At 68.4% G+C, this 19,001-nt stretch carries 17 protein-coding genes; 13 read left to right on the top strand and 4 right to left on the bottom strand.

The genetic code is table 11. The features are described from left to right. Nucleotides 1–321: 321 nt before the first annotated feature. On the bottom strand, nt 322–1,167 hold the full coding sequence (locus ACTJI4_RS16005; protein WP_392923190.1) for an acid phosphatase: 846 nt from the start codon (nt 1,165–1,167) through the stop codon (nt 322–324). Between the two features lie 219 nt (nt 1,168–1,386). Here ACTJI4_RS16005 and ACTJI4_RS16000 point away from each other — a divergent pair, with 219 nt between their 5' ends. Continuing rightward, the gene (locus tag ACTJI4_RS16000) at nt 1,387–2,268 is read left to right on the top strand and encodes a hypothetical protein (RefSeq protein ID WP_440869911.1); all 882 of its coding nucleotides are present in this window, start codon (nt 1,387–1,389) and stop codon (nt 2,266–2,268) included. Nucleotides 2,269–2,278: 10 nt separating this feature from the next. Next, entirely contained in the window at nt 2,279–3,487 is a 1,209-nt protein-coding gene (locus ACTJI4_RS15995; RefSeq protein ID WP_440869910.1) for a DUF4785 domain-containing protein, read from the top strand. A 48-nt stretch (nt 3,488–3,535) separates the two neighbouring features. Here ACTJI4_RS15995 and ACTJI4_RS15990 read toward each other — a convergent pair whose 3' ends face one another. Further along, on the bottom strand, nt 3,536–4,363 hold the full coding sequence (locus ACTJI4_RS15990; RefSeq protein WP_440869972.1) for an ABC transporter ATP-binding protein: 828 nt from the start codon (nt 4,361–4,363) through the stop codon (nt 3,536–3,538). A gap of 149 nt (nt 4,364–4,512) precedes the next feature. On the opposite strand from ACTJI4_RS15990, the gene ACTJI4_RS15985 reads away from it, so the two are divergent. The 6 genes from ACTJI4_RS15985 to ACTJI4_RS15960 all read left to right on the top strand — a co-directional run bounded on the left by ACTJI4_RS15985 (nt 4,513) and on the right by ACTJI4_RS15960 (nt 12,191). After that, nucleotides 4,513–5,715, top strand: a complete 1,203-nt coding sequence (locus tag ACTJI4_RS15985; protein ID WP_440869909.1) for a DesA family fatty acid desaturase — start codon at nt 4,513–4,515, stop codon at nt 5,713–5,715. 42 nt (nt 5,716–5,757) lie between these two features. Then, the gene (locus ACTJI4_RS15980; RefSeq protein ID WP_440869908.1) at nt 5,758–6,084 is read left to right on the top strand and encodes a hypothetical protein; all 327 of its coding nucleotides are present in this window, start codon (nt 5,758–5,760) and stop codon (nt 6,082–6,084) included. Nucleotides 6,085–6,153: 69 nt separating this feature from the next. After that, complete coding sequence (gene mutM / locus ACTJI4_RS15975) at nt 6,154–6,966, top strand: bifunctional DNA-formamidopyrimidine glycosylase/DNA-(apurinic or apyrimidinic site) lyase (RefSeq protein ID WP_392923204.1); 813 nt, start codon at nt 6,154–6,156, stop codon at nt 6,964–6,966. 64 nt (nt 6,967–7,030) lie between these two features. Then, nucleotides 7,031–7,597 carry an ECF-type sigma factor gene (locus tag ACTJI4_RS15970; protein ID WP_392923207.1) on the top strand — a complete coding sequence of 189 codons (567 nt, stop codon included), beginning with the start codon at nt 7,031–7,033 and terminating at the stop codon, nt 7,595–7,597. Nucleotides 7,598–7,666: 69 nt separating this feature from the next. Next, nucleotides 7,667–10,540, top strand: a complete 2,874-nt coding sequence (locus ACTJI4_RS15965; RefSeq protein WP_440869907.1) for a protein kinase domain-containing protein — start codon at nt 7,667–7,669, stop codon at nt 10,538–10,540. Nucleotides 10,541–10,589: 49 nt separating this feature from the next. Next, nucleotides 10,590–12,191, top strand: coding sequence for a glucan biosynthesis protein (locus ACTJI4_RS15960; protein WP_392923592.1), 1,602 nt, complete (start codon nt 10,590–10,592; stop codon nt 12,189–12,191). Here ACTJI4_RS15960 and ACTJI4_RS15955 read toward each other — a convergent pair whose 3' ends face one another. Continuing rightward, nucleotides 12,192–12,812 carry a thymidine kinase gene (locus ACTJI4_RS15955; protein ID WP_440869906.1) on the bottom strand — a complete coding sequence of 207 codons (621 nt, stop codon included), beginning with the start codon at nt 12,810–12,812 and terminating at the stop codon, nt 12,192–12,194. Between the two features lie 144 nt (nt 12,813–12,956). Between ACTJI4_RS15955 and ACTJI4_RS15950 the strand changes: the two genes are divergently transcribed. After that, a complete protein-coding gene (locus ACTJI4_RS15950; protein ID WP_392923213.1) occupies nt 12,957–14,933 on the top strand; it encodes a UvrD-helicase domain-containing protein in 1,977 nt (658 codons plus the stop codon). A 46-nt stretch (nt 14,934–14,979) separates the two neighbouring features. Continuing rightward, entirely contained in the window at nt 14,980–15,522 is a 543-nt protein-coding gene (locus ACTJI4_RS15945; RefSeq protein ID WP_392923216.1) for a GNAT family N-acetyltransferase, read from the top strand. Nucleotides 15,523–15,561: 39 nt separating this feature from the next. Here the strand turns inward: ACTJI4_RS15945 and ACTJI4_RS15940 are convergent, their stop codons facing one another. Further along, nucleotides 15,562–16,221: a YceH family protein gene (locus ACTJI4_RS15940; protein WP_440869905.1), complete on the bottom strand. Its 660-nt coding sequence runs from the start codon at nt 16,219–16,221 to the stop codon at nt 15,562–15,564. A 109-nt stretch (nt 16,222–16,330) separates the two neighbouring features. On the opposite strand from ACTJI4_RS15940, the gene ACTJI4_RS15935 reads away from it, so the two are divergent. From ACTJI4_RS15935 to ACTJI4_RS15925, 3 genes are all read left to right on the top strand, one after another. Continuing rightward, nucleotides 16,331–17,254 carry a 5'-nucleotidase, lipoprotein e(P4) family gene (locus ACTJI4_RS15935; protein WP_184126310.1) on the top strand — a complete coding sequence of 308 codons (924 nt, stop codon included), beginning with the start codon at nt 16,331–16,333 and terminating at the stop codon, nt 17,252–17,254. Next, nucleotides 17,251–17,979 (top strand): orotidine-5'-phosphate decarboxylase, encoded by a 729-nt coding sequence (gene pyrF, locus ACTJI4_RS15930; RefSeq protein WP_440869904.1) that lies wholly within the window; start codon nt 17,251–17,253, stop codon nt 17,977–17,979. The genes ACTJI4_RS15935 and pyrF overlap by 4 nt, the downstream gene beginning before the upstream one ends. 196 nt (nt 17,980–18,175) lie before the next feature. Then, nucleotides 18,176–18,994, top strand: a complete 819-nt coding sequence (locus tag ACTJI4_RS15925) for a S1 family peptidase (protein WP_440869903.1) — start codon at nt 18,176–18,178, stop codon at nt 18,992–18,994. The last annotated feature ends 7 nt before the right edge of the window (nt 18,995–19,001 follow it).

The raw sequence follows: 19,001 nt of genomic DNA, 5'->3' as shown, positions 1-19,001 counted from the left end.
CGCGGAGAGATCCGCGCCGTTTTCCATTCCGTTTCGAGCTGTTGCCGGCGCGGTAGGGTCGGTTCCCGAACGACCGCCGATAACGCTTCAACGCCCGGTAACGCATGACCTGTGGCGAAAAACGGCGCTTCGTTCCGGCGTCATGCACATCTGACGGACGTCTTCGGACAGATGTCAGCGTCGGTGATTTCACCGGACGCGTCAGTGTCGAGGCTCCGGATGCTTGAGCCGCGCGTTGCGCGGTTGCCACGCATGGCGTGGCACTACAAATCGCTGGCGAACGTGGTGAGAACCGGATACGTCAGCGCGGGCGACCCGACATCACAGTGCGCTGGCAGGTCGGGTCTTCAGGACCGTCTCTTCTGCGGCACAGTCGCGGTCTACCGTTGCGCCCGCCTTTCGGGCTGCCGCGATTTCCTTGCGTGCGGCCAGCAGGTCGCGGTTGAAGTCGGCGTTGTCGTGCAGCCTCGCCACGGCTGCCGCGCCCATGAAACGGCCTTCCAGGATGTCGCTTTGCCAGTGCACGTTGCATACCAGGCGGCTCTCGCCGTAGTTGCGGCCGCGTGCCTGGATGGCATCGGCGCGCTCGGGGACGATCTCCGACAGGATCAGCGCCCACGCCCAGCCGATCGAGGTGTGGCCGGACGGGTAGGAGCCATTCCTGCGCAGGCCTTCTTCATCTTCCGGCGTGCAGGTGGGTTCGCCGTTGACCATGAACGGGCGCGGGCGCTGGTACTGGTGCTTGGCCGCGCGGGTGGCGGCGCTGGCATCGATCCGGCTGCGCTCGAGCAGGCGATACAGCGCGGGGGTCTTCTGCGCATCCACGTCCAGCCCGATCGCGCAGGCGAACTGGTTTGCCCCTTCCGGGAAGCCCAGTTCGGCATCGCGGTGGGCCTGGGCAAAACGCGGGGTGTCGCGCAGGGCGCGCGCCTCACGGCTGACCTGCTCATCCAGCGCGAAGCTGCCTGAACCGCTGGCCGGAGGGGCCGGCACCAGGTTCAGGCTGTCCGGCACCGCGTCCGCCGCGAGGTAACCCACCGCCTTGGTCACGACCGACGCCTCCACCGGTGTGGTCGGTGCGGCCACCGTGGTGCAGCCGGCCGCCGCCGCCAGCAGCGCGGTGGCGAGCAAGGGACGCAGGACGGTGGTGGAAGCGGCAGCTTGCATCGGCAGGACTCGAAGGCGTGAAGTGCGCATGATCGCAGCTTGGGCGCGCGCTGCCAGCAGCCACTGGTCATGCCGCCACAACCGGCACGATCCACTGCAGCGCGCCATTGGGAGTGGTTTCAAATGATAGGAAATCTCTACTGGTTCACGGAAACCGATTCGCAGGCGGCATAGCTTCTGTCGGCAATCAGGGGGATCACCGGTAGAGGGAGTGACAGGATGCAAAGCACTGCAGTGGGGAAGGGCGCTGGCCTGGCCCTGGGAATGATGCTGGCCTGCGCCAGCGCGCACGCGGCCGACGTGGTGGGTGTGGCGTTCGTGCACGGCACCGGCCAGCAGACCGATGCGCGCGCCGATTACTGGCAGCCGGGCATCATCGACACCGTTCGCCAGGGCCTGCCCAACAGCGCCAATTACACCGTGGTCAACTGCGATTTCGAGCAGTACATGTGGAAGCCGGAAGCAGCCGGCTGCCTGGCTGGCCAGCTCACCACGTTCATCAACACGCGTGGCATCACCAAGCTGGTGGTGATCACCCATTCCAACGGCGGCAACGTGGTGCGCTGGATCCTGTCCAACCCCACCTACGACAGCCGCTACCCGAAACTCATCCAGACCATCAGCAAGGTCACCGCGCTGGCGCCGTCGTCGGCCGGCACGCCGCTGGCTGATGCGGTGCTCAACGGCAACGCGTTCGAAGCCTCGGTCGGCTGGCTGCTGGGCTACCAGAACGATGCGGTGCGCATGCAGCAGGTGGGCTGGATGGCCACCTACAATGCGCAGAACCTGTACGGCAGCGCAGGCCGGCCTGCGTTGCCCAGGCCATTCCGCGCGGTGGTGGGTTCAGATGTGGAATCGGCAGTGTGGGACAGCAGCAGCTACTGCGGCGGGTATGCGCAGAACGTCGGGCTGGAACTTACCCGGAACTGGCTCGACAGCTGTTCCGATGGCTTCCTGGAATGCAGCAGCCAGAAGGCGGCCGGCAGCGTGCTGTTCACTGACAAGGCGCGCACCGACGGCGCCGAACCGCTCAGCCACAACCAGAGCCGGCGCGAATGCTTCGGCCTGGGCGCGATCCTGCGCAACGACCTGACCCTCTGAGGAGCATGCCATGACGTCACGATTGATGCTTGCCATGGCCATAGCCTCGGCGCTGTCCGCGCTGCCGCTGCACGCCGCCCAACCGCTGCAGGCCGCGCGCGGCACCGACCAGGTGGCCCCACGCGTGGAACGCGCGCCGATGCCCGATGCCACGGTGGAACGTGCCCCCGTGCGCTTTGCCTGGGCGCTGGACCCGACCCGGGCGCTGAGCGCGCCGGCCCCGTTCGTTGCACTGAGCCGCAGCTACTGGGACACCGTGGATGCGGCCACGCTGCAGCGCGGCCTGGAGCTGCCGCTGACCGCACCCGATGCGGTGATCCAGGTCAGCCCGGTGCAGGGCGCCCGCGCGCTGGACGTGGCGCAGCTGCAGGTGCGCGACCCGTCCGGCGCGGTGGCGCTGGACAAGGTGGTCGATGCCCAGCAGCTGCGCGCCGCCGGCATGGGCGTGGGCGAGGGCAGCGCGATGGCGCGGACCGGCGCCAGTACGGCGGTGGGCACCTACCGCCTGCAGGCACCGCAGGCCCAGGGCCGCTACGTGGTGCAGGTGCTGGAGCCCAACAGCCCGATCGCGCTGACCCTGCAGGCTGACCGCCAGCAGGTGCTGGCCGGTGGCAGCGTGCTGTTGAATGCACGCCTGCAGCACGACGGCGGCAGCGCGGCGCGGGCGGCGGGGCGCTCGGTAGCGCGCACGCTGCCGGCGGGCGGCGAAGCACTGCTGGTGGCACCGGACGGGCGCAGCTGGCCGGTGCCGCTGGTGGCAGGCAAGGATGGCCTGCGCGCGCAGGTGACCATTCCCGAGGATGTGGGGCAGGCACAGGGGCTGTGGGAACTGCAGGCCTTCGTTACCGCGCAGGGGGTGCAGCGCGACGCCAAGGTGGCGTTCGCCGTGGCCCGGCCGACGGCGCGCTTCAGCGGCCAGGTCGAGGTGGATGCCGCCCAGCGCCAGGTGCGGCTGCCGCTGCAGATCGGCGCGCCGGGCCGTTATGAGGCGCGCGGCACGCTGCACGCCACCGGCCCCGACGGCAGGCTGCACCCGGTGGCGCAGGCGCACAGTGCGGCGTGGTTCGATGCGGCAGGCGCCGGTGAGCTGCTGCTCGCGTTCGACACCGCGCCATTGCCCAAAGGCTATTCGGCCCCCTTCGAACTGCGCGACCTGCAGTTGCAGGACCAGGGCCGGATGGCGCCGATCGAAAGCCGCGCGGTAGCGGTGCGGTTCTGACCAGCGCAGGGGACGGGCAACCCCCGTCCCCTGCCGTGCGCAGCGCCCTCAGCCTGCGAAGGCGGTCAGCCGGCCTTCGTGCTCCACCACCTGGATCGGGCCGCCGAACACGTCCGACAACGGCCCGTCCCGCAACAGTTCCGCACGGGTGCCATCGGCTGCGATCCGGCCGCCACGCAGCAGCACCACCCGTTCGATCTCCGGAATCACCTCTTCGATGTGGTGGGTCACCAGTACCAGCGTGATGCCCTGCGCGGCCAGCGTGCGCATGCTGGCGATCAGGTGCTGGCGCGCCACCAGGTCCAGCCCGGTGGAGGGCTCATCCAGCAACAGCGCCTGCGGCCGGTTCACCAGCGCCCGGGCGATCAGCACGCGCCGCGTTTCGCCTGCCGAAAGTTCGGCATAGCCCCGCTGCAGCAACCCCAGCGCGCCGGTCAGAGCCAGCGTTTCACGTACCCGCGCGCGCATCTGGTCGGTGACCTCGCGGAACGCCGGTACCACGAAACTGGCGAAGAACCCCGACAGCACTGCTTCCTCCACGGTCAGTCCGGGCATGTCGGCCAGGTTGCTGCTCAGGTCGCCGGTGACGATGCCCAGCTGCGAACGCAGCCGGTCCACCTGCCAGCGGTTCTGGCCCAGCACGCGCACGGTCACGCTGCCGTCGGCATGCGCCAGCGGGTAAAGCTCACGGGTGATGAGCTTGATGAAGGAGGATTTGCCGCAGCCGTTGGGACCCAGCAGCGCGGTGTGCTGGCCTTGGGCGATGCGCAGGCTCAGGTCATGCAGCACGCGGACCTGTCCACGGATGACACATGCGCGGTCGAGTTCGATCAGGGGGGCGGCGTTGGCAACGGCCGGCGGGGTGGCAACGGTCATGAATGCGGGGGCAATGCTCACGAAGGGGGAAAACAACTGAATGACTGCGCAAAAATCGCATCAGACGGATGAAGTTTGCAACGTCTGGCCCCATCATGGTTCCAACCGTACCCGTTTCCCTGCTGGCCATCTCGGCCCGGAGTCCTGCGATGCTCGATACCCTCATCAACTTCCTGACCGGCGGTGTAGTCGGCCTCGGCTGGTGGGGCATGGGCCTGGTGCTGCTGGTGTTCACCCAGCTGACCATCTTTGCCGTCACCCTCTACCTGCACCGCAGCCAGGCGCATCGTGGGGTGGATTTCCACCCGGCCATCGCGCACTTCTTCCGCTTCTGGACGTGGCTCACCACCTCCATGATCACCAAGGAGTGGGTAGCGATCCACCGCAAGCACCACGCCAAGGTGGAAACCGAGGAGGATCCGCACAGCCCGGTGACCAAGGGCATCGGCACCGTGTTCTGGCGCGGCGTGGAGCTGTACCGCGAAGCCCGTGGCATGCGCGCGGATATCGAACAGTACGGGCGCGGCGCTCCGGAAGACTGGATCGAGCGCCACCTGTATACCCCGCACGCCAACCTGGGCCCGGTGGTCCTGTTCGCGCTGAACCTGCTGCTGTTCGGCCTGCCCGGCGTGGCCCTGTGGGCGATCCAGATGGCGTGGATTCCCTTCTGGGCCGCCGGCGTGGTCAACGGCCTGGGCCACTGGTGGGGCTACCGCAACTTTGAATCGGCTGACACCTCCACCAACCTCACCCCCTGGGCGTTCTGGATCGGCGGCGAAGAGCTCCACAACAACCACCACGCTTTCCCCAGCTCGGCCCGCTTCTCGATGCGCCGCTGGGAGTTCGATATCGGCTGGGCGGCCATCCGCGGCCTGCAGGCCATGGGCCTGGCCAAGGTGCTGCGCGTGGCGCCCAGCATGGACGTGCGCCCGAACATCGCCGTGCCCGATGCCGAAACCCTGAAGGCGCTGCTCTCGCACCGCTTCCAGGCCATGACCGATTACCAGCGCAACGTGTTCGTGCCGGCGCTACGCGAAGAAGCGGCCTTTGCCGGCGCGAAGCTGCGCAAGCTGCTGCCGCGCCGCATGCGTCGTGGCTTGGTCAACGACGGACGCTGGCTCAAGCCCGATTGCCGCGCCGAGCTCAGCACCTGGGTCGAACAGCGCCCGCGCATCCGCGTGCTGGTGGAACACCGCGCGCGCCTGGCGGCCCTGCTGGAAGCCCGTGGCAACGATGCTGCCGAACGCCTCAAGTTGCTGCAGGCCTGGTGCCACGAAGCCGAGGCCAGCGGCATCGCCGCGCTGCAGAACTACGCCGCGCGCCTGAAGGGCTACGCGCTGACGGCGCACTGACCGGTGCGGCCTGCCCTTTGCACCACCGGAAGGCGCCGCCTTGTGCGGGGCCTTCCCTGCGCGGCACTGCTGCTTGTGTTTTCCGCGCAGGCCCAGGTCACCGATACCGGCAGCTATCTGCAGCGCATGGATACCGATGGGGATGGCAAGGTCAGCGTTGACGAATACGTGCAGTGGATGATGTACGCGTTCGACCGCATGGACCGCGACGGCAACGGCGTGCTCAGCGCCGATGAACTGCCCGGCGGCAAGGGCAGGCCGGTCACCCGCGACCAGCAGCGGCAGACGATCGTCGAACGCTTCCACAAGCAGGACGCCAACGGCGATGGCTTCCTGAGCGCGAAGGAACTCTCGGCCCCACCCCGCTGACACCGCGCACATGCCTGCCACCTTCGTAGAGGGGGCTCTGCCCCGCTGCGGCGCACGTAGACTGTCCCCATGCCTGAACTTCCCGAAGTAGAAACCACCCGCCGCGGCCTGGCCCCGCACCTGGAAGGGCGCCGCGTGCACGGCGTGATCCTGCGCAGGCCGGATCTCCGCTGGCCGATTCCCGACGAAATCAGCGCGCTGCTGCCCGGCCAGCCCATTGACGGGGTGCGCCGCCGCGCCAAGTACCTGCTGCTGGATACGCCCATCGGCAGCGCCGTGCTGCACCTGGGGATGTCCGGCAGCCTCCGTGTACTACCGGGAGACACCCCACTTCGCGCACATGACCATGTCGACATCAGCCTGGACAACGGTCGCCTGCTCCGCTTCAACGACCCGCGCCGGTTCGGCAGCCTGCTCTGGCAGCCGGCCGGAGAAACCCATCCGCTGCTGGCTGGGCTGGGACCGGAGCCACTGGATGAGGTGTTCGATGGCGACCACCTGTTCCAGCGCAGCCGGGGCCGCAGCGCCTCGGTGAAAACGTTCCTGATGGACCAGGCCATCGTGGTCGGGGTAGGCAACATCTACGCCGCCGAAAGCCTGTTCATGGCCGGCATCAACCCACTGCGCGAGGCCGGAAAGATATCGCGCGACCGCTACCAGCGGCTGGCCACGGCGGTGAAGCAGATCCTGGGCTACGCCATCACCCGCGGCGGCACCACCCTGCGTGATTTCATCAATCCGGACGGCGCCCCGGGCTATTTCGAGCAGGAACTGCTGGTGTACGGGCGTGAGGGCGAACCGTGCCGCCAGTGTGGGCGAGCGCTGCGCCACGCCATCATTGGCCAGCGTGCCAGCGTGTGGTGCGGCCACTGCCAGCGATGAACTGTCCTACGCACAGGCAGGAAGCGGCGCTATAGTCGGCCAAACGTCACCGGCGGGGTGTGCGATGGACGAAAGCCCGGATATCACCGTATGGCTCGATTCGGCCCGGTCGGGCGACCGCGCCTCACTCGACCGGGTGCTGACCCTGCTGTACCAGGAACTGCACAGCATGGCCCGGCGCCAGCTGGCCGGGCAGCAGGGCCGCACGCTGGATGCCACCTCTCTGGTCCATGAGTCGTACTTGAAGCTGCTGGGCGCGCGCGGCGCGGCCCGGTTCGAAGACCGCGCGCATTTCTTTGCCTACGCCGCGTCGGCCATGCGCAGCGTGGTGGTTGATTACGCGCGCAACCGCTTGGCGCGCAAGCGTGGCGGGGATCTCAAGCGCGTGGCCGAAATTCCCGAGAACAGCAGCAGCGGCGTGCGCCTGGATGAGGACCTGTTGGCGCTGGACGTGGCCCTGGCGCGGCTGCAGGCGGTGGACGCGCACCTGGCCAAGGTAGTCGAGCTGCGTTACTTCGCCGGGTTGTCCGAGCAGGAGATCGCCGACCTGTGCCAGCGCTCCGAGCGCAGCATCCGGCGCGACTGGCAGAAGGCACGGATGTTCCTGTTGGCGTCGGTCCGCGAGGACTGAGCGCCGCGGTCAGGGACCCGCGCCGTGGCGCGCGCGGGCAGGAATCATGCAGCGCTCCGGGGAAGGACGATGGACGCAGTGCGTTGGCGGCAGCTGTCGACGCTGCTGGATCAATTGCTGGAGATGCCGCACGACCAGCGCGCCGCGCGCCTGGTACAGCTGCGCGTGGCCGACGCCAGCCTGGCCGACGACCTGGAACGATTGCTCGACCATGAGCAGGACAGCCGCGAGTTCCTCGAACAGCCGCTATGGACCGCGGCACCCGAAGACAGCCGCGCTGGTACCGCTGTCGGCCCGTACCGTTTGCTGCGACAGCTGGGCGAAGGCGGCATGGGCGAAGTGTGGCTGGCCGAGCGCGCCGATGGGCTGTACCAGCGCCAGGTGGCGCTGAAGCTGCTGCGCAGCGGCTACGCCGACCCTGGCCTGCGCCAGCGTTTCAGCCGTGAACGCGAAATCCTGGCGCGGCTTCAGCACCCGCATCTGGCGCAGCTGCTCGATGCCGGCGTGGACCTGCAGGGCCAGCCTTACCTGGCGCTGGCGTATGTGGAAGGCGAGCCGATCACCGATTACTGCCAACGCCTGCAGCTGCCGCTTGAACGGCGCCTGCAGCTGATGCTGCAGGTATGCGCGGTGGTCAGCCACGCACACGCCAACCTGATCGTGCATCGCGACCTGAAGCCGTCCAACATCCTGGTCACCGCCAACGGCGAGGTGAAGCTGCTGGACTTCGGCATCGCCAAACTGCTCGACGATGAGCACACGCGCACCAGCGCCGCGCACCCGCCGACCGAAGTGCGTGCCTTCACCCTGCACTACGCCGCACCCGAACAGGTGCGGGGTGAACCGGTCACCACCCTGACCGACGTGTATTCGCTGGGTGTGGTGCTGTTCGAGGTGATTACCGGGCGCAAGCCGTACCGCCTGCGTCGGCACAGCGATGCCGAATGGGAACGCTCGATCCTGGAAGTGGATGCGCCACGCGCGTCGAGCGTGCTGATGCGCGGCGACATCACCGATGCGGCTGCCACCCCGGCCGCGCGACGGCTGGCCCGGCGCCTGCGCGGCGACCTGGATACCATCCTGCTCAAGGCGCTGCAGAAGGAGCCGGCGCAGCGCTACGCATCGGTGGAGGCGCTGGCGCAGGACCTGCAGCGCTTCCTGGAAGGGCGGCCGATCCACGCGCGCCCGCAGCGCCCGTTGTACCGCCTGCGCAAGTACCTGGGGCGGCACCGCTGGGGCGTGGCGCTGGCTGCGGTGGCGGTGCTGGCGCTGGCTGCGCTGGCGGCGCTGGCGGTGTGGCAGATGCAACAGGCACGGCGCGAGATCGCGCGTGCGCAGGCCATGCAGGATTTCACCATCGGCCTGTTCGACCGTGCCGCCAGCGTGCGCCATGGCAGCTTTGATGTGCGCCAGCTGCTTGCCACCGGGCAACAGCGTGGCGAGGCGGAACTGGCCGACCAGCCGCTGCCCTTGGCCAACCTTGAAGGGGTGATCGGCCGGCTGCGGATCGGCATCGGCGATTACGCGCTGGCGCTCGAAACCCTGGACCGGCAGCGTGCACTGCTGCAGCAGGTCAAGGAGGTGCCACCCGCGCTACAGCTGGAAGCGGTCACCCAACGTGGCCGCGCGCTGCGCATGCTGGGCCGCTCACGCGAGTGCGTGGCGCACATGGCGCCGGTGCAGGCGCTGGCCACCGAACAGCGCCAGGCAATGCCGTCGATCGTGGCCGAGTTCCACGCCCAGCTGGGCCGCTGCCAGCAGTTGCTCGGCTACCGCGATGAAGCGCGCGAAGCGTTTGAACGTGCACTGGCACTTCGCCGCGACATCACCCACGACGCCACCGGCATGGCTGAAAGCCTGGTGGACCTGGCGGCGCTGGAAAACGACGATGGCAATGCACAGGGCGCGCTGGCCGGCTACCGCCAGGCCTTGGCGCTGTTGCAGGTCCGAACCAGCGACCGCCACCCGCAGCTGATCACCCTGCAGCGCCTGCTGGGCGAGACGCTGGCCGCGCAGGGTGATCTGGATGCCGCCGCCCAGGCCCTGCAGGAGGCCGCCGCCGCTGCGGTGACGCTGTACGGCGCCGACCACCCCGAAACGCTGACGATCCGCCGCCTGCGCGCCACGCTGGCGCTGCAGCGCGGCGACCTTGCTGGAGCCGAAGCCGCCCTGCAGCAGGTGCACCGGCTCACCCGCAAGGCGTTGGGCGAGCAGCACCGCGACACTGGCCAGACCTGGCATGCGCTTGGCCGTTCGGCACTCGAACGGGGCGATGCGGCGGCGGCGGTGGATGCATTCGGCAGGGCGGTGGCGATCTGGCGCCAGCCCGACTGTATCGGGCTGCTGCCGCAGGGCCTGTACGACTACGGAAACGCGCTCGCGGAGGTCGGCCGCTGGCAGGATGCACTGGCCGCCTTCCACGAGGGCAGGCAATGGCAGGCCGCCCAGCGTGGCGATGATGACACTGAGGTGCAGCGCGGCGACCGGCGCATGGCCGAGATCATCGGCGAGCACGTCGACCCCTGGCAGGCCGGCGACCGTCTCGCAAGGCTGATGCGCCAGCCCGCGCGCGGCGGACCGGAGGCGCGCCTGCAGCAGCAGGCGGTACAGCTGGCCTGGGGGCGCAATCTGATGCGGATGGACCAGCCGGTGGAGGCGCAGCTTGCACTGCAGCCGCTCACCCAGGGCGGGGCACTGGACCCTCGCAGCGTCAACCTGCGCTGGCTGGCACGGTCCGCGCTGGGCGAGCTGGGCTGCACGCAGGCACCCGCTCGCGGGCGCGAGGCGCTGGCGCAGCTGCAGGCCGAGGTGCGCGCGCAGCGCCCGCAGGGGGGGCGCATTCCACGTCAGATTGCGCAGGCGTTGAGCGCCTGTGGCAGCAGGACCCTGCAGGCGCGCGCCGGCAAGCCTGAACGCGATCCGCGCGCCACAGCGGCGAATTAACGTCCACGTGCCTATGATGGCCGACCCTTTCCTGCCCATCGCTGCCTGCATGCAACGACGCGACTTCATCCGCAACGCCTCCCTGGCCCTTGCCGCCATTGGTTTTCCCGCGCTGCCGGCCTGTGCCGCGCAGGGCAGCCAGGTGGGCCTGCGCCGGCTGGGCCAGCCGCAACCGTTCGATTTCGCCTCCCTCAAGGGTCAGGCGCGCGCGCTGTCCGAGGCCGCCTACAAAAGCCACCGGCGGACCTTGCCGGGACCGTTGGAGGCGCTGGACTGGGACCAGTACCAGTCGATCCGCTACCGCCAGGACCACGCACTGTGGGCCGACCAGCCCGGTCGCTTCCAGGCCAAGTTCTTCCACCTGGGCCTGTACTTCCATTCACCGGTGCGCATGTTCGACGTCGTTGACGGCAAGGCGCAGGAACTGGCCTATGACCCGGCCGCGTTCGATTACGGCAAGAGCGGGCTGAAGAACGGCCACCTGCCGGCTGATCTGGGTTTTGCCGGGTTCCGGCTCAACACCCGTGCCGACACCGACCGCGATTTTGCCGCCTTCCTGGGCGCCAGCTACTTCCGCGCGGTGGGCAAGGAGGGCCAGTACGGCCAGTCCGCCCGCGGCCTGGCGATCGACACCGGCATGGACCGCCCGGAAGAATTCCCCGATTTCATCGCCTACTTCCTGGAACAGCCGGCCGCCGACTCCAACACCCTGGTGGTGTACGCGCTGCTGGATTCGCCCAGCGTGGCCGGCGCCTACCGCTTCGCCATCACCAACGGCGATGTGCTGCTGATGGACGTGGACGTGGCGCTGTATCCGCGCAAGGCCATCGAACGGCTTGGCATCGCGCCGTGCACCAGCATGTATCAGGTCGGCGAGAACGACCGCCGTATGGCCTGGGACTGGCGCCCGGAGATCCACGACACCGACGGCCTGTCGATGTGGAACGGCGCGGGCGAGTGGATCTGGCGCCCGCTGTCCAACCCGCGCCAGCTGCGCTTCAACATGTTCGTGGACAACAACCCGAGGGGCTTTGGCCTGCTGCAGCGCGACCGCAGCTTCGACCACTACCAGGACGACGGCGTGTTCTACGAGAAGCGCCCTTGCCTGTGGGTGGAACCGAAGGGGCAGTGGGGCAGGGGCTCGGTGCAGCTGGTGGAAATTCCCACGGTGGACGAGACCTTCGACAACATCGTGGCGTTCTGGAACCCGGAAGCCAAGCCGCAGCCGGGCCAGGAAATGCTGCTGGGCTACCGCCTGTACTGGGGCGCCGAGCCGCCCGCGCGCCCGCCGCTGGCCCAGTGCGTGGCCACCCGCACCGGCCTGGGCGGGGTGATCGGCAAGAAGCGCGAGTATTTCTCCTGGCGCTTCGCCGTGGATTTCCAGGGCGGCGAACTGGCGGCGCTGATCGACAAGGGCGAAGTGGAGGCGGTGGTACAGGCCAGCCGCGGCCGCACCGAGATCGTTTCGGCGCGACCGCTGCGCGAGATCAAGGGCTACCGCGCCATGTTCGATCTGGTGCCGCCGGATGACAGCACCGAGCAGATCGACATCCGCCTGTACCTGCGCAGCGGTGGCAAGACCCTGACGGAAACCTGGCTGTACCAATACTCCCCGCCGCCGCCGGGGGCGCCGGAACGCACGCTCTATTGATCAGAGCGGAAGGGATGCCTGCAACGGCTCGATCCGGCCTTCGCCGCGCGTGATCTTCTTGAACTCCGCGCGGCTGACCGAGACGTAGCGTTCGTTGCCGCCGATCTCCACCTGCGGGCCGTCCTGCACCGCGTGGCCGTGTTCGTCTACGCGCACGGTCATGGTGGCCTTCTTGCCGCTGTGGCAGATGGTCTTGATCTCCTGCATCTCGTCGGCCCAGGCCAGCAGGTACTGGCTGCCTTCGAACAGCTCGCCGCGGAAATCGGTGCGCAGCCCGTAGCACAGCACCGGAATGCGCAGCTGGTCGACCACTTCGCTGAGCTGCCAGACCTGGCTGCGGCTGAGGAATTGCGCCTCGTCCACCAGCACGCAGCCCAACGGCCCATGGCTGGCGAGGTCGGCCCGGATCAGCTGCTCCAGGTCGGTATCGCGGTCGAAGGCGATGCCGTCGGCTTTGAGCCCGATCCGTGAGGCCACCACGCCGCGCCCGGCCCGGTCGTCCAGGCGCGGGGTGAGGATGGCCACGCGCATGCCGCGCTCGCGGTAGTTGTGCGCCGACTGCAGCAGCGTGGTGGTCTTGCCGGCGTTCATTGCCGAATAATAGAAATAGAGCTTGGCCATCGGGCCATTCTAATCCGCACCCCGGCCCGGCCGCTGGATCGTGAACCGGTTCACCGGCCAGGACCCCGGGCGCGCGCCGTACTCGCCGCCCAAGCCGGCCGTCGGGACGGCCGCCCGTTACAATGCGGCACCCACGGAGAAGGCATGCACGGTCTCAATCCCCCCCAACGCGCGGCAGTCCTGCACTGCGAAGGTCCCCTGCTGGTACTGGCCGGCGCGGGCAGCGGCAAGACGCGCGTGATCGTGGAAAAGATCGCCCAGCTGATCAGCACCCGGCGTTACCCGGCCAAGCGCATCGCGGCGATCACCTTCACCAACAAATCCGCCAAGGAAATGCGCGAGCGCGTGGCCAAGCGACTGCAGGGCGGCGACGCCGAAGACGTGACCATCTGCACCTTCCATGCGCTGGGCCTGAAATTCCTGCAGATCGAGCATGCCGCGGTGGGCCTCAAGCGCGGCTTCTCGATCTTCGACGCCGACGATTCCACCTCGCAGGTGAAAGACCTGATGTACGGCGCCAAGCCGGACGACATCGAGGACGTGAAGAACCTCATTTCGCGTGCGAAGAACGCCGGGTTGTCGCCCGAACAGGCCATGGCCGAAGCACGCAGCAACCGCGAGAAGGAAGCGGCCAGCGTCTACGAGCGCTACCAGCTGCGCCTGACCGCGTTCAACGCGGTGGATTTCGACGACCTGATCCGCCTGCCGGTGCAGGTGCTGGAAGAGAACCCCGAGATTGCGCTGGCGTGGCGCGAACGCATCGGCTACCTGCTGGTGGACGAATGCCAGGACACCAACGATGCGCAGTACCGGCTGCTCAAGCAGCTGGCCGGCAGCGCGGGGAACTTCACCTGCGTGGGCGACGATGATCAGTCCATCTACGCCTGGCGTGGTGCCAACCCGGAAAACCTGCAGCAGATGGCGCGCGATTACCCGGCGCTTGAAATCATCAAGCTGGAGCAGAACTATCGCTGCTCCAACCGCGTGCTGCGCGCGGCCAACGCGCTGATCGCCAACAACCCGCACGAACACCTGAAGAAGCTGTGGAGCGACCAGGCCGACGGCGAACGCATCCGCGTGTGGGAGTGCCGCAACAGCGAGCACGAGGCGGAGAAGGTCGCCGCTGAGATTTCCTACCTCGCCACGTCAAAGCAGATTCCGTGGAGCGATTTCTGCATCCTGTTCCGCGGTAACTTCCAGTCGCGCCCGCTGGAGAAGGCACTGCAGCTGGTGCGTGCGCCGTACCACATCACAGGTGGTACCGCGTTCCTGGAACGGCAGGAGGTCAAGGACACGCTGGCGTGGCTGCGCCTGCTGGTGAATCCCGATGACGATACGGCCTTCATGCGCGCGGTGCAGTCGCCCAAGCGCGAAGTTGGCGCCGGCACCTTGGCCAAGCTGGCCGAGCTGGCGTCGGAAAAAGAGCTGCCGATGGCGCACGCGGCCGAAGCGATCGGCGCCCTGTCGCAACTCCCGCCGCGCGCGGCCAACAGCCTGAGCCGTTTCACCGACATACTGCGCGACCTGCGCGCGGACATGCCCAAACTCAGCTCGGGCGACCTGGTGCGCAAGCTGGTGAAAGATTCCGGGCTGGTGTCCGAGCTGCGTGGCGCGTGCAAGGAAGAATCGGTGTACCAGCGCCGCCTGGGCAATCTGGAAGAGCTGGCGCAGTGGTTTGAAGGCGGTCCGCGCGGCGCGAGCACCGCCGACCTGGCCGCGCAGCTGGCGCTGCTGTCGCGCAACGACAAGGATGACGGCGGCAACCAGGTGCGCATGATGACCCTGCACGCCTCCAAGGGCCTGGAATTCCCCTATGTATTCATCGTCGGCTGCGAGGATGGCGTGCTGCCGCACCAGGTGAGTCTGGACGAAGGCAACCTGCAGGAAGAGCGACGCCTGCTGTACGTTGGCATCACCCGTGCCAAGGTGCAGCTGTGGATGAGCTACAGCAAGCTCACCCGCAAGTTCGGCGAGCACGTGCGGCTCAAGCCCAGTCGCTTCTTCGAGGAGATCCCCGCCGAGGAAATGCAGCGCGACGGCGCCGACCCGGTGGCTGATGCGGCGCGCAAGAAGGAGCGTGCCAGCGCCGGCCTGGCGGCGATCGAAGCGTTGTTCGACTGAGTCGATCGGCCGCACAATCGGCCCATTCCTGCCTGCGAGGGGTTCCATGTCCGCCGTGATCCAGACCGACCGCCTGCACCTGCGCCTGATCGATCCCGACCATGATGCGGCCGATATGCTGGCGCTGCTCAACGAGCCCGGCTTCATCCGGCATATCGCCGACCGTGGCGTGCGCACGCTCGCACAGGCGCGCGATTACACCGCCGAACGCGTGCTCGGCAGTTACACGCTCAACGGGTTCGGCATGTACGCCATCATCCGCCGCAGCGACGGCGCGTGGCTGGGCAATGCCGGGCTGGTGCGCCGCGATGGCCTGCCCGCGCCGGATGTGGGCTATGCGCTGCTGGCCCGGTACGAAGGCCATGGCTACGCATTCGAGGCCGCGCGCGGTGTGATGCATTACGCGCGTGACGTTCTGGGCCACCCCGATCTGTACGGCATCGTCGCCCCCGAAAACCTGCGTTCGGCCGCGCTGCTGCGCAAGCTGGGCATGGAAGACCGTGGCGATGTGCGCCTGCCGGCGCCGCGCGATGAAGACGTGCTGCTGCTGTTCGCCACGCCCGGCGCCCCAGCCGTAACAGGGGCATGATCGCCTGAGGTCGCAGCGCCACGCCCTGCGTGGCTGCCGTTACCCGCCCAGCTGAGCGCGCAGTTCCGCCAGTTGTTCCTGCAACGCGACCACCGTCGTTTCCAGCTCCTGTACCCGCGCTTCCAGCGCGCCGTTGCCACCGCCGCTGGACGGCGCTGATCTGTACTGCTCCGCCAACGCCTGCACATCCACCGGGCCAGCCAGCAGGTGCATGTAACGGTCCTCGCGCTGACCCCCGGCGCGCGGAAGCTGCACGGCCAGGCCGCGCTGGATCATGCGCTCGACGTGGTGGCGCAGCTCATCGGCATCCTGGAACTGGAACAGGCGCTCGCTGCGGGTCAGCAGCTCGTTCACGGTCTGCGGGCCGCGCAACAGCAGCAGGCCCAGGATGGCCAGCTGCTGGCGGGTCAGGTCCAGTGCGCTGCCGGCACGGTGCTCGTAGCGCTCGGCGCGAGAGGAGAACTGCTGGCGGGCCAGGCCCAGGGTTTCCAGCTGGCGCAGCGCGTGGTGCACATCGCCGGCCGACAGCTGCAGCACCGGCTCGCGGGCGGTCTTCTGGTTGGCGGCCACCTGGGTGGCGTTGACCGTGAGCGGGTAGGCGTCCGGGGTGGTCGCTTCCTTCTCGATCAGGCAGCCCAGGGCACGGGCCTGGGCCGCGTTGAGCACGGGCAGGGCAGGGGTCTGGATGTCATCGGTCATGTCGCGCTCCGGGTGTTTCTGGGGCGTGCAGCATAGCCGAGCCCTGCGACCGGCATGAACCGCGGCGGGCAAGCCGGTAAACTGGCGCCACTCAGTACTGGTGATTCCCATGCGTCGTACCGCTGTTTCCCTGTCCGTGCTTGCCTGTGCCGTGATGGCACTGGGTGCGTGCAAGCGCACCGAAACCCCTGCCGAAGCCGCTGCCCCGGCCCCTGCTGCCGCCGCTGCGGCGCCTGCCGCGAAGGGCGACGCAGCCGTGGCCGCCAACGACAACCTCAATGCCGTGCTGTGGATGCAGCGTTCGCAGGAATACCGGGCGATCACCGAGCAGACCTACCGCGCCGCCGCCGACCACCTGGACAAGGCGTTGAAGGAAGCCAACTGGGATGCGCTGGTGCCCGAAGAGCGCGGCAATGCCGCCAAGGGCCTGAAGCCGGCCGTGGTGCTGGACGTGGATGAAACCGTGCTGGACAACTCGCCCTACCAGGCCCGCCTGGTCCGCGACGGCGGCGAGTACGATGAACTGAGCTGGGACCAGTGGGTGGCCGAAAAGAAGGCCAAGGCCATTCCAGGCGTGGTCGATTTCGCGAAGGCGGCCAACGCCAAGGGCGTCACCCTGTTGTACATCTCCAACCGCGCCGTGCACCTGAAGGAGGCCACCCTGGCCAACCTGCGTGCCGAAGGCCTGCCGGTGGCCGATGACAGCGTGTTCCTGGGACTGGGCACGGTGGTGAAGGACTGCGAGCAGGCCGGCAGCGAAAAGAACTGCCGCCGCCGCCTGGCCGGGCAGAACTACCGCGTGCTGATGCAGTTCGGCGACCAGCTGGGCGACTTCGTGGAAGTCACCGCCAACACCAACGACGGCCGCGACGCGCTGCTGCAGCAGTACCACGACTGGTTCGGCGAACGCTGGTGGATGCTGCCCAACCCGACCTACGGTGGCTTCGAGCCGGCCCAGTTCAACAACGACTACAGCCAGTCGCGCCAGGCCCGTCATGACGCCAAGCGCGCTGCGCTGGACTACGCGCCGTGAGCCGCGCCCCGCTGCCGCTGCGCGATGACGAACGCCTGATCTTCGCGCTCGACGTGCCGGGCCGCGAGGACGCGCTGGCCTGGGTGGACCGGCTGGGCGACGCGGTTTCCTTCTACAAGATCGGCATGGAGCTGCTGGCCTCGGGCGAGTACTTCGAGGTGCTCGATGCGCTGGCCGCGCGCGACAAGCGCGTGTTCGTGGACCTGAAGTTCTTCGACATCCCGGCCACCGCCGCAGCGGTGATCCGCCGGCTGTCGCAGTGGCCGGTGAGCTACGCCACCATCCACGGCTGGCACCCGGCCATGATGGAGGCCTGCGCGGCCGCCAACAGCAGCGACATGCGCCTGCTGGCGGTGACCGTGCTGACCTCGATGGGGCGCGATGACCTGCGCGGCATGGGCATCGACCGCGAGCCGGTGGAGGTGGTGGTGGAGCGCGCGCTGGCCGCCCAGGCCGCCGGCATCGACGGGGTGATCGCCTCCGGCCAGGAAGCCGGCCCGATCCGCGCCGCCACCGGCGCCGGATTTTCGATCGTGTGCCCGGGCATCCGTCCCGGCGGCCCGGTCGGCGATGACCAGAAGCGCACCGTGGGCGTGGCCCAGGCCTTCGCCGACGGCGCCGATGCCATCGTGGTCGGTCGCCCGATCCGCCTGGCCGCCGACCCGCGCGCGGCCGCGCTGGCGATCCAGGACGAAATCCGCAGCGCCCGCCGCGGCGTGATGTAAGGGTTGCACGCACCGGGATGGAACTGCATCCGGGTGTATTGTTGCGCCCGTTCGCATAAACGGATCCATCAATCGTTGCTGCCGCTGAAACGCGACCGGCCACGCAGTTGACCCCCCTTCTTTGCCGTCGAATCGACCTGGCACGCGCCCCGGCGCCGTGCCTGTCGTTTCCACTTTTCCGCAAAGGAGTTGCTGCATGCGTACCTGTTCCCGGCCGGCCTGGATGTTCGGCCTGATCCTCTCTGCTGTTTCTCTTCCCGCGCTGGCCCAGCCCGGACCAGACAGCGTTCCCCGCATCATCGGTGGGGTCGACGCCGAACCCGGCCAGTATCCGTTCATGGCGAGCCTGCAGCGGCTGGGCCGCGGCGATTCGGACCACGCCCGGCACGGCTGCGGCGGCACCCTGATCTCGCCCTCGTGGGTGCTTACCGCCGCGCACTGCGTAGAGGGGCTGCGGCCAGCAGGCCTGGCGGTCCTGGTCGGGCAGACCGAGCTGAAAACCACGCCGCGCCGCCGCGTGTCCAACGTCAAGGCGATCCATGTGCATCCGGCGTTCGACGAGCGCGACCTGGTCAATGACGTGGCGCTGATCCAACTCAAGCGGCCGGTACCCAAGGCCGAGCCGGCCGAGGTGATGCTGGGCCGGGACGGCGCGTACCTGCGACCTGGCCGCGACTTCACGGTGATCGGCTGGGGTGTCACCGAATTTCCCGGGGAGGCGCTGCCGACCACCCTGCAGACGGTGCTGACCCCGTTCGTTTCGTTCGCCGCGTGCCAGCAGGCCTACCCGAGCCTGCAGGCCGGCACGGTGATCTGCGCCGGCGCCGAGGGCATCGACAGCTGCAGTGGTGACTCCGGTGGGCCGCTGCTGGTGCGCCGGAAGCAGGCCTGGACAGTACTGGGCACGGTCAGCTGGGGGGAAGGCTGTGCGCTGCCGGGGCGTCCCGGGGTATATGCGCGGTTGTCGCAGGGCTATGTGCGCGACTTCATCCAGGCCACCTGGATGCGCGACTGATATCCAG

The organism is Stenotrophomonas sp. 22385, from assembly GCF_052045085.1.
Classification (GTDB): domain Bacteria; phylum Pseudomonadota; class Gammaproteobacteria; order Xanthomonadales; family Xanthomonadaceae; genus Stenotrophomonas.
This window is presented reverse-complemented; position numbering and strand designations above follow the sequence as displayed.

Bases quoted from the DNA above. Each gene is read 5' to 3' on its own strand.
- ACTJI4_RS16005 (WP_392923190.1), bottom strand. From the start codon at position 1,167: ATGCAAGCTGCCGCTTCCACCACCGTCCTGCGTCCCTTGCTCGCCACC.
- ACTJI4_RS16000 (WP_440869911.1), top strand. From the start codon at position 1,387: ATGCAAAGCACTGCAGTGGGGAAGGGCGCTGGCCTGGCCCTGGGAATG.
- ACTJI4_RS15995 (WP_440869910.1), top strand. From the start codon at position 2,279: ATGACGTCACGATTGATGCTTGCCATGGCCATAGCCTCGGCGCTGTCC.
- ACTJI4_RS15990 (WP_440869972.1), bottom strand. From the start codon at position 4,363: ATGACCGTTGCCACCCCGCCGGCCGTTGCCAACGCCGCCCCCCTGATC.
- ACTJI4_RS15985 (WP_440869909.1), top strand. From the start codon at position 4,513: ATGCTCGATACCCTCATCAACTTCCTGACCGGCGGTGTAGTCGGCCTC.
- mutM (WP_392923204.1), top strand. From the start codon at position 6,154: ATGCCTGAACTTCCCGAAGTAGAAACCACCCGCCGCGGCCTGGCCCCG.
- ACTJI4_RS15970 (WP_392923207.1), top strand. From the start codon at position 7,031: ATGGACGAAAGCCCGGATATCACCGTATGGCTCGATTCGGCCCGGTCG.
- ACTJI4_RS15965 (WP_440869907.1), top strand. From the start codon at position 7,667: ATGGACGCAGTGCGTTGGCGGCAGCTGTCGACGCTGCTGGATCAATTG.
- ACTJI4_RS15960 (WP_392923592.1), top strand. From the start codon at position 10,590: ATGCAACGACGCGACTTCATCCGCAACGCCTCCCTGGCCCTTGCCGCC.
- ACTJI4_RS15955 (WP_440869906.1), bottom strand. From the start codon at position 12,812: ATGGCCAAGCTCTATTTCTATTATTCGGCAATGAACGCCGGCAAGACC.
- ACTJI4_RS15950 (WP_392923213.1), top strand. From the start codon at position 12,957: ATGCACGGTCTCAATCCCCCCCAACGCGCGGCAGTCCTGCACTGCGAA.
- ACTJI4_RS15945 (WP_392923216.1), top strand. From the start codon at position 14,980: ATGTCCGCCGTGATCCAGACCGACCGCCTGCACCTGCGCCTGATCGAT.
- ACTJI4_RS15940 (WP_440869905.1), bottom strand. From the start codon at position 16,221: ATGACCGATGACATCCAGACCCCTGCCCTGCCCGTGCTCAACGCGGCC.
- ACTJI4_RS15935 (WP_184126310.1), top strand. From the start codon at position 16,331: ATGCGTCGTACCGCTGTTTCCCTGTCCGTGCTTGCCTGTGCCGTGATG.
- ACTJI4_RS15925 (WP_440869903.1), top strand. From the start codon at position 18,176: ATGCGTACCTGTTCCCGGCCGGCCTGGATGTTCGGCCTGATCCTCTCT.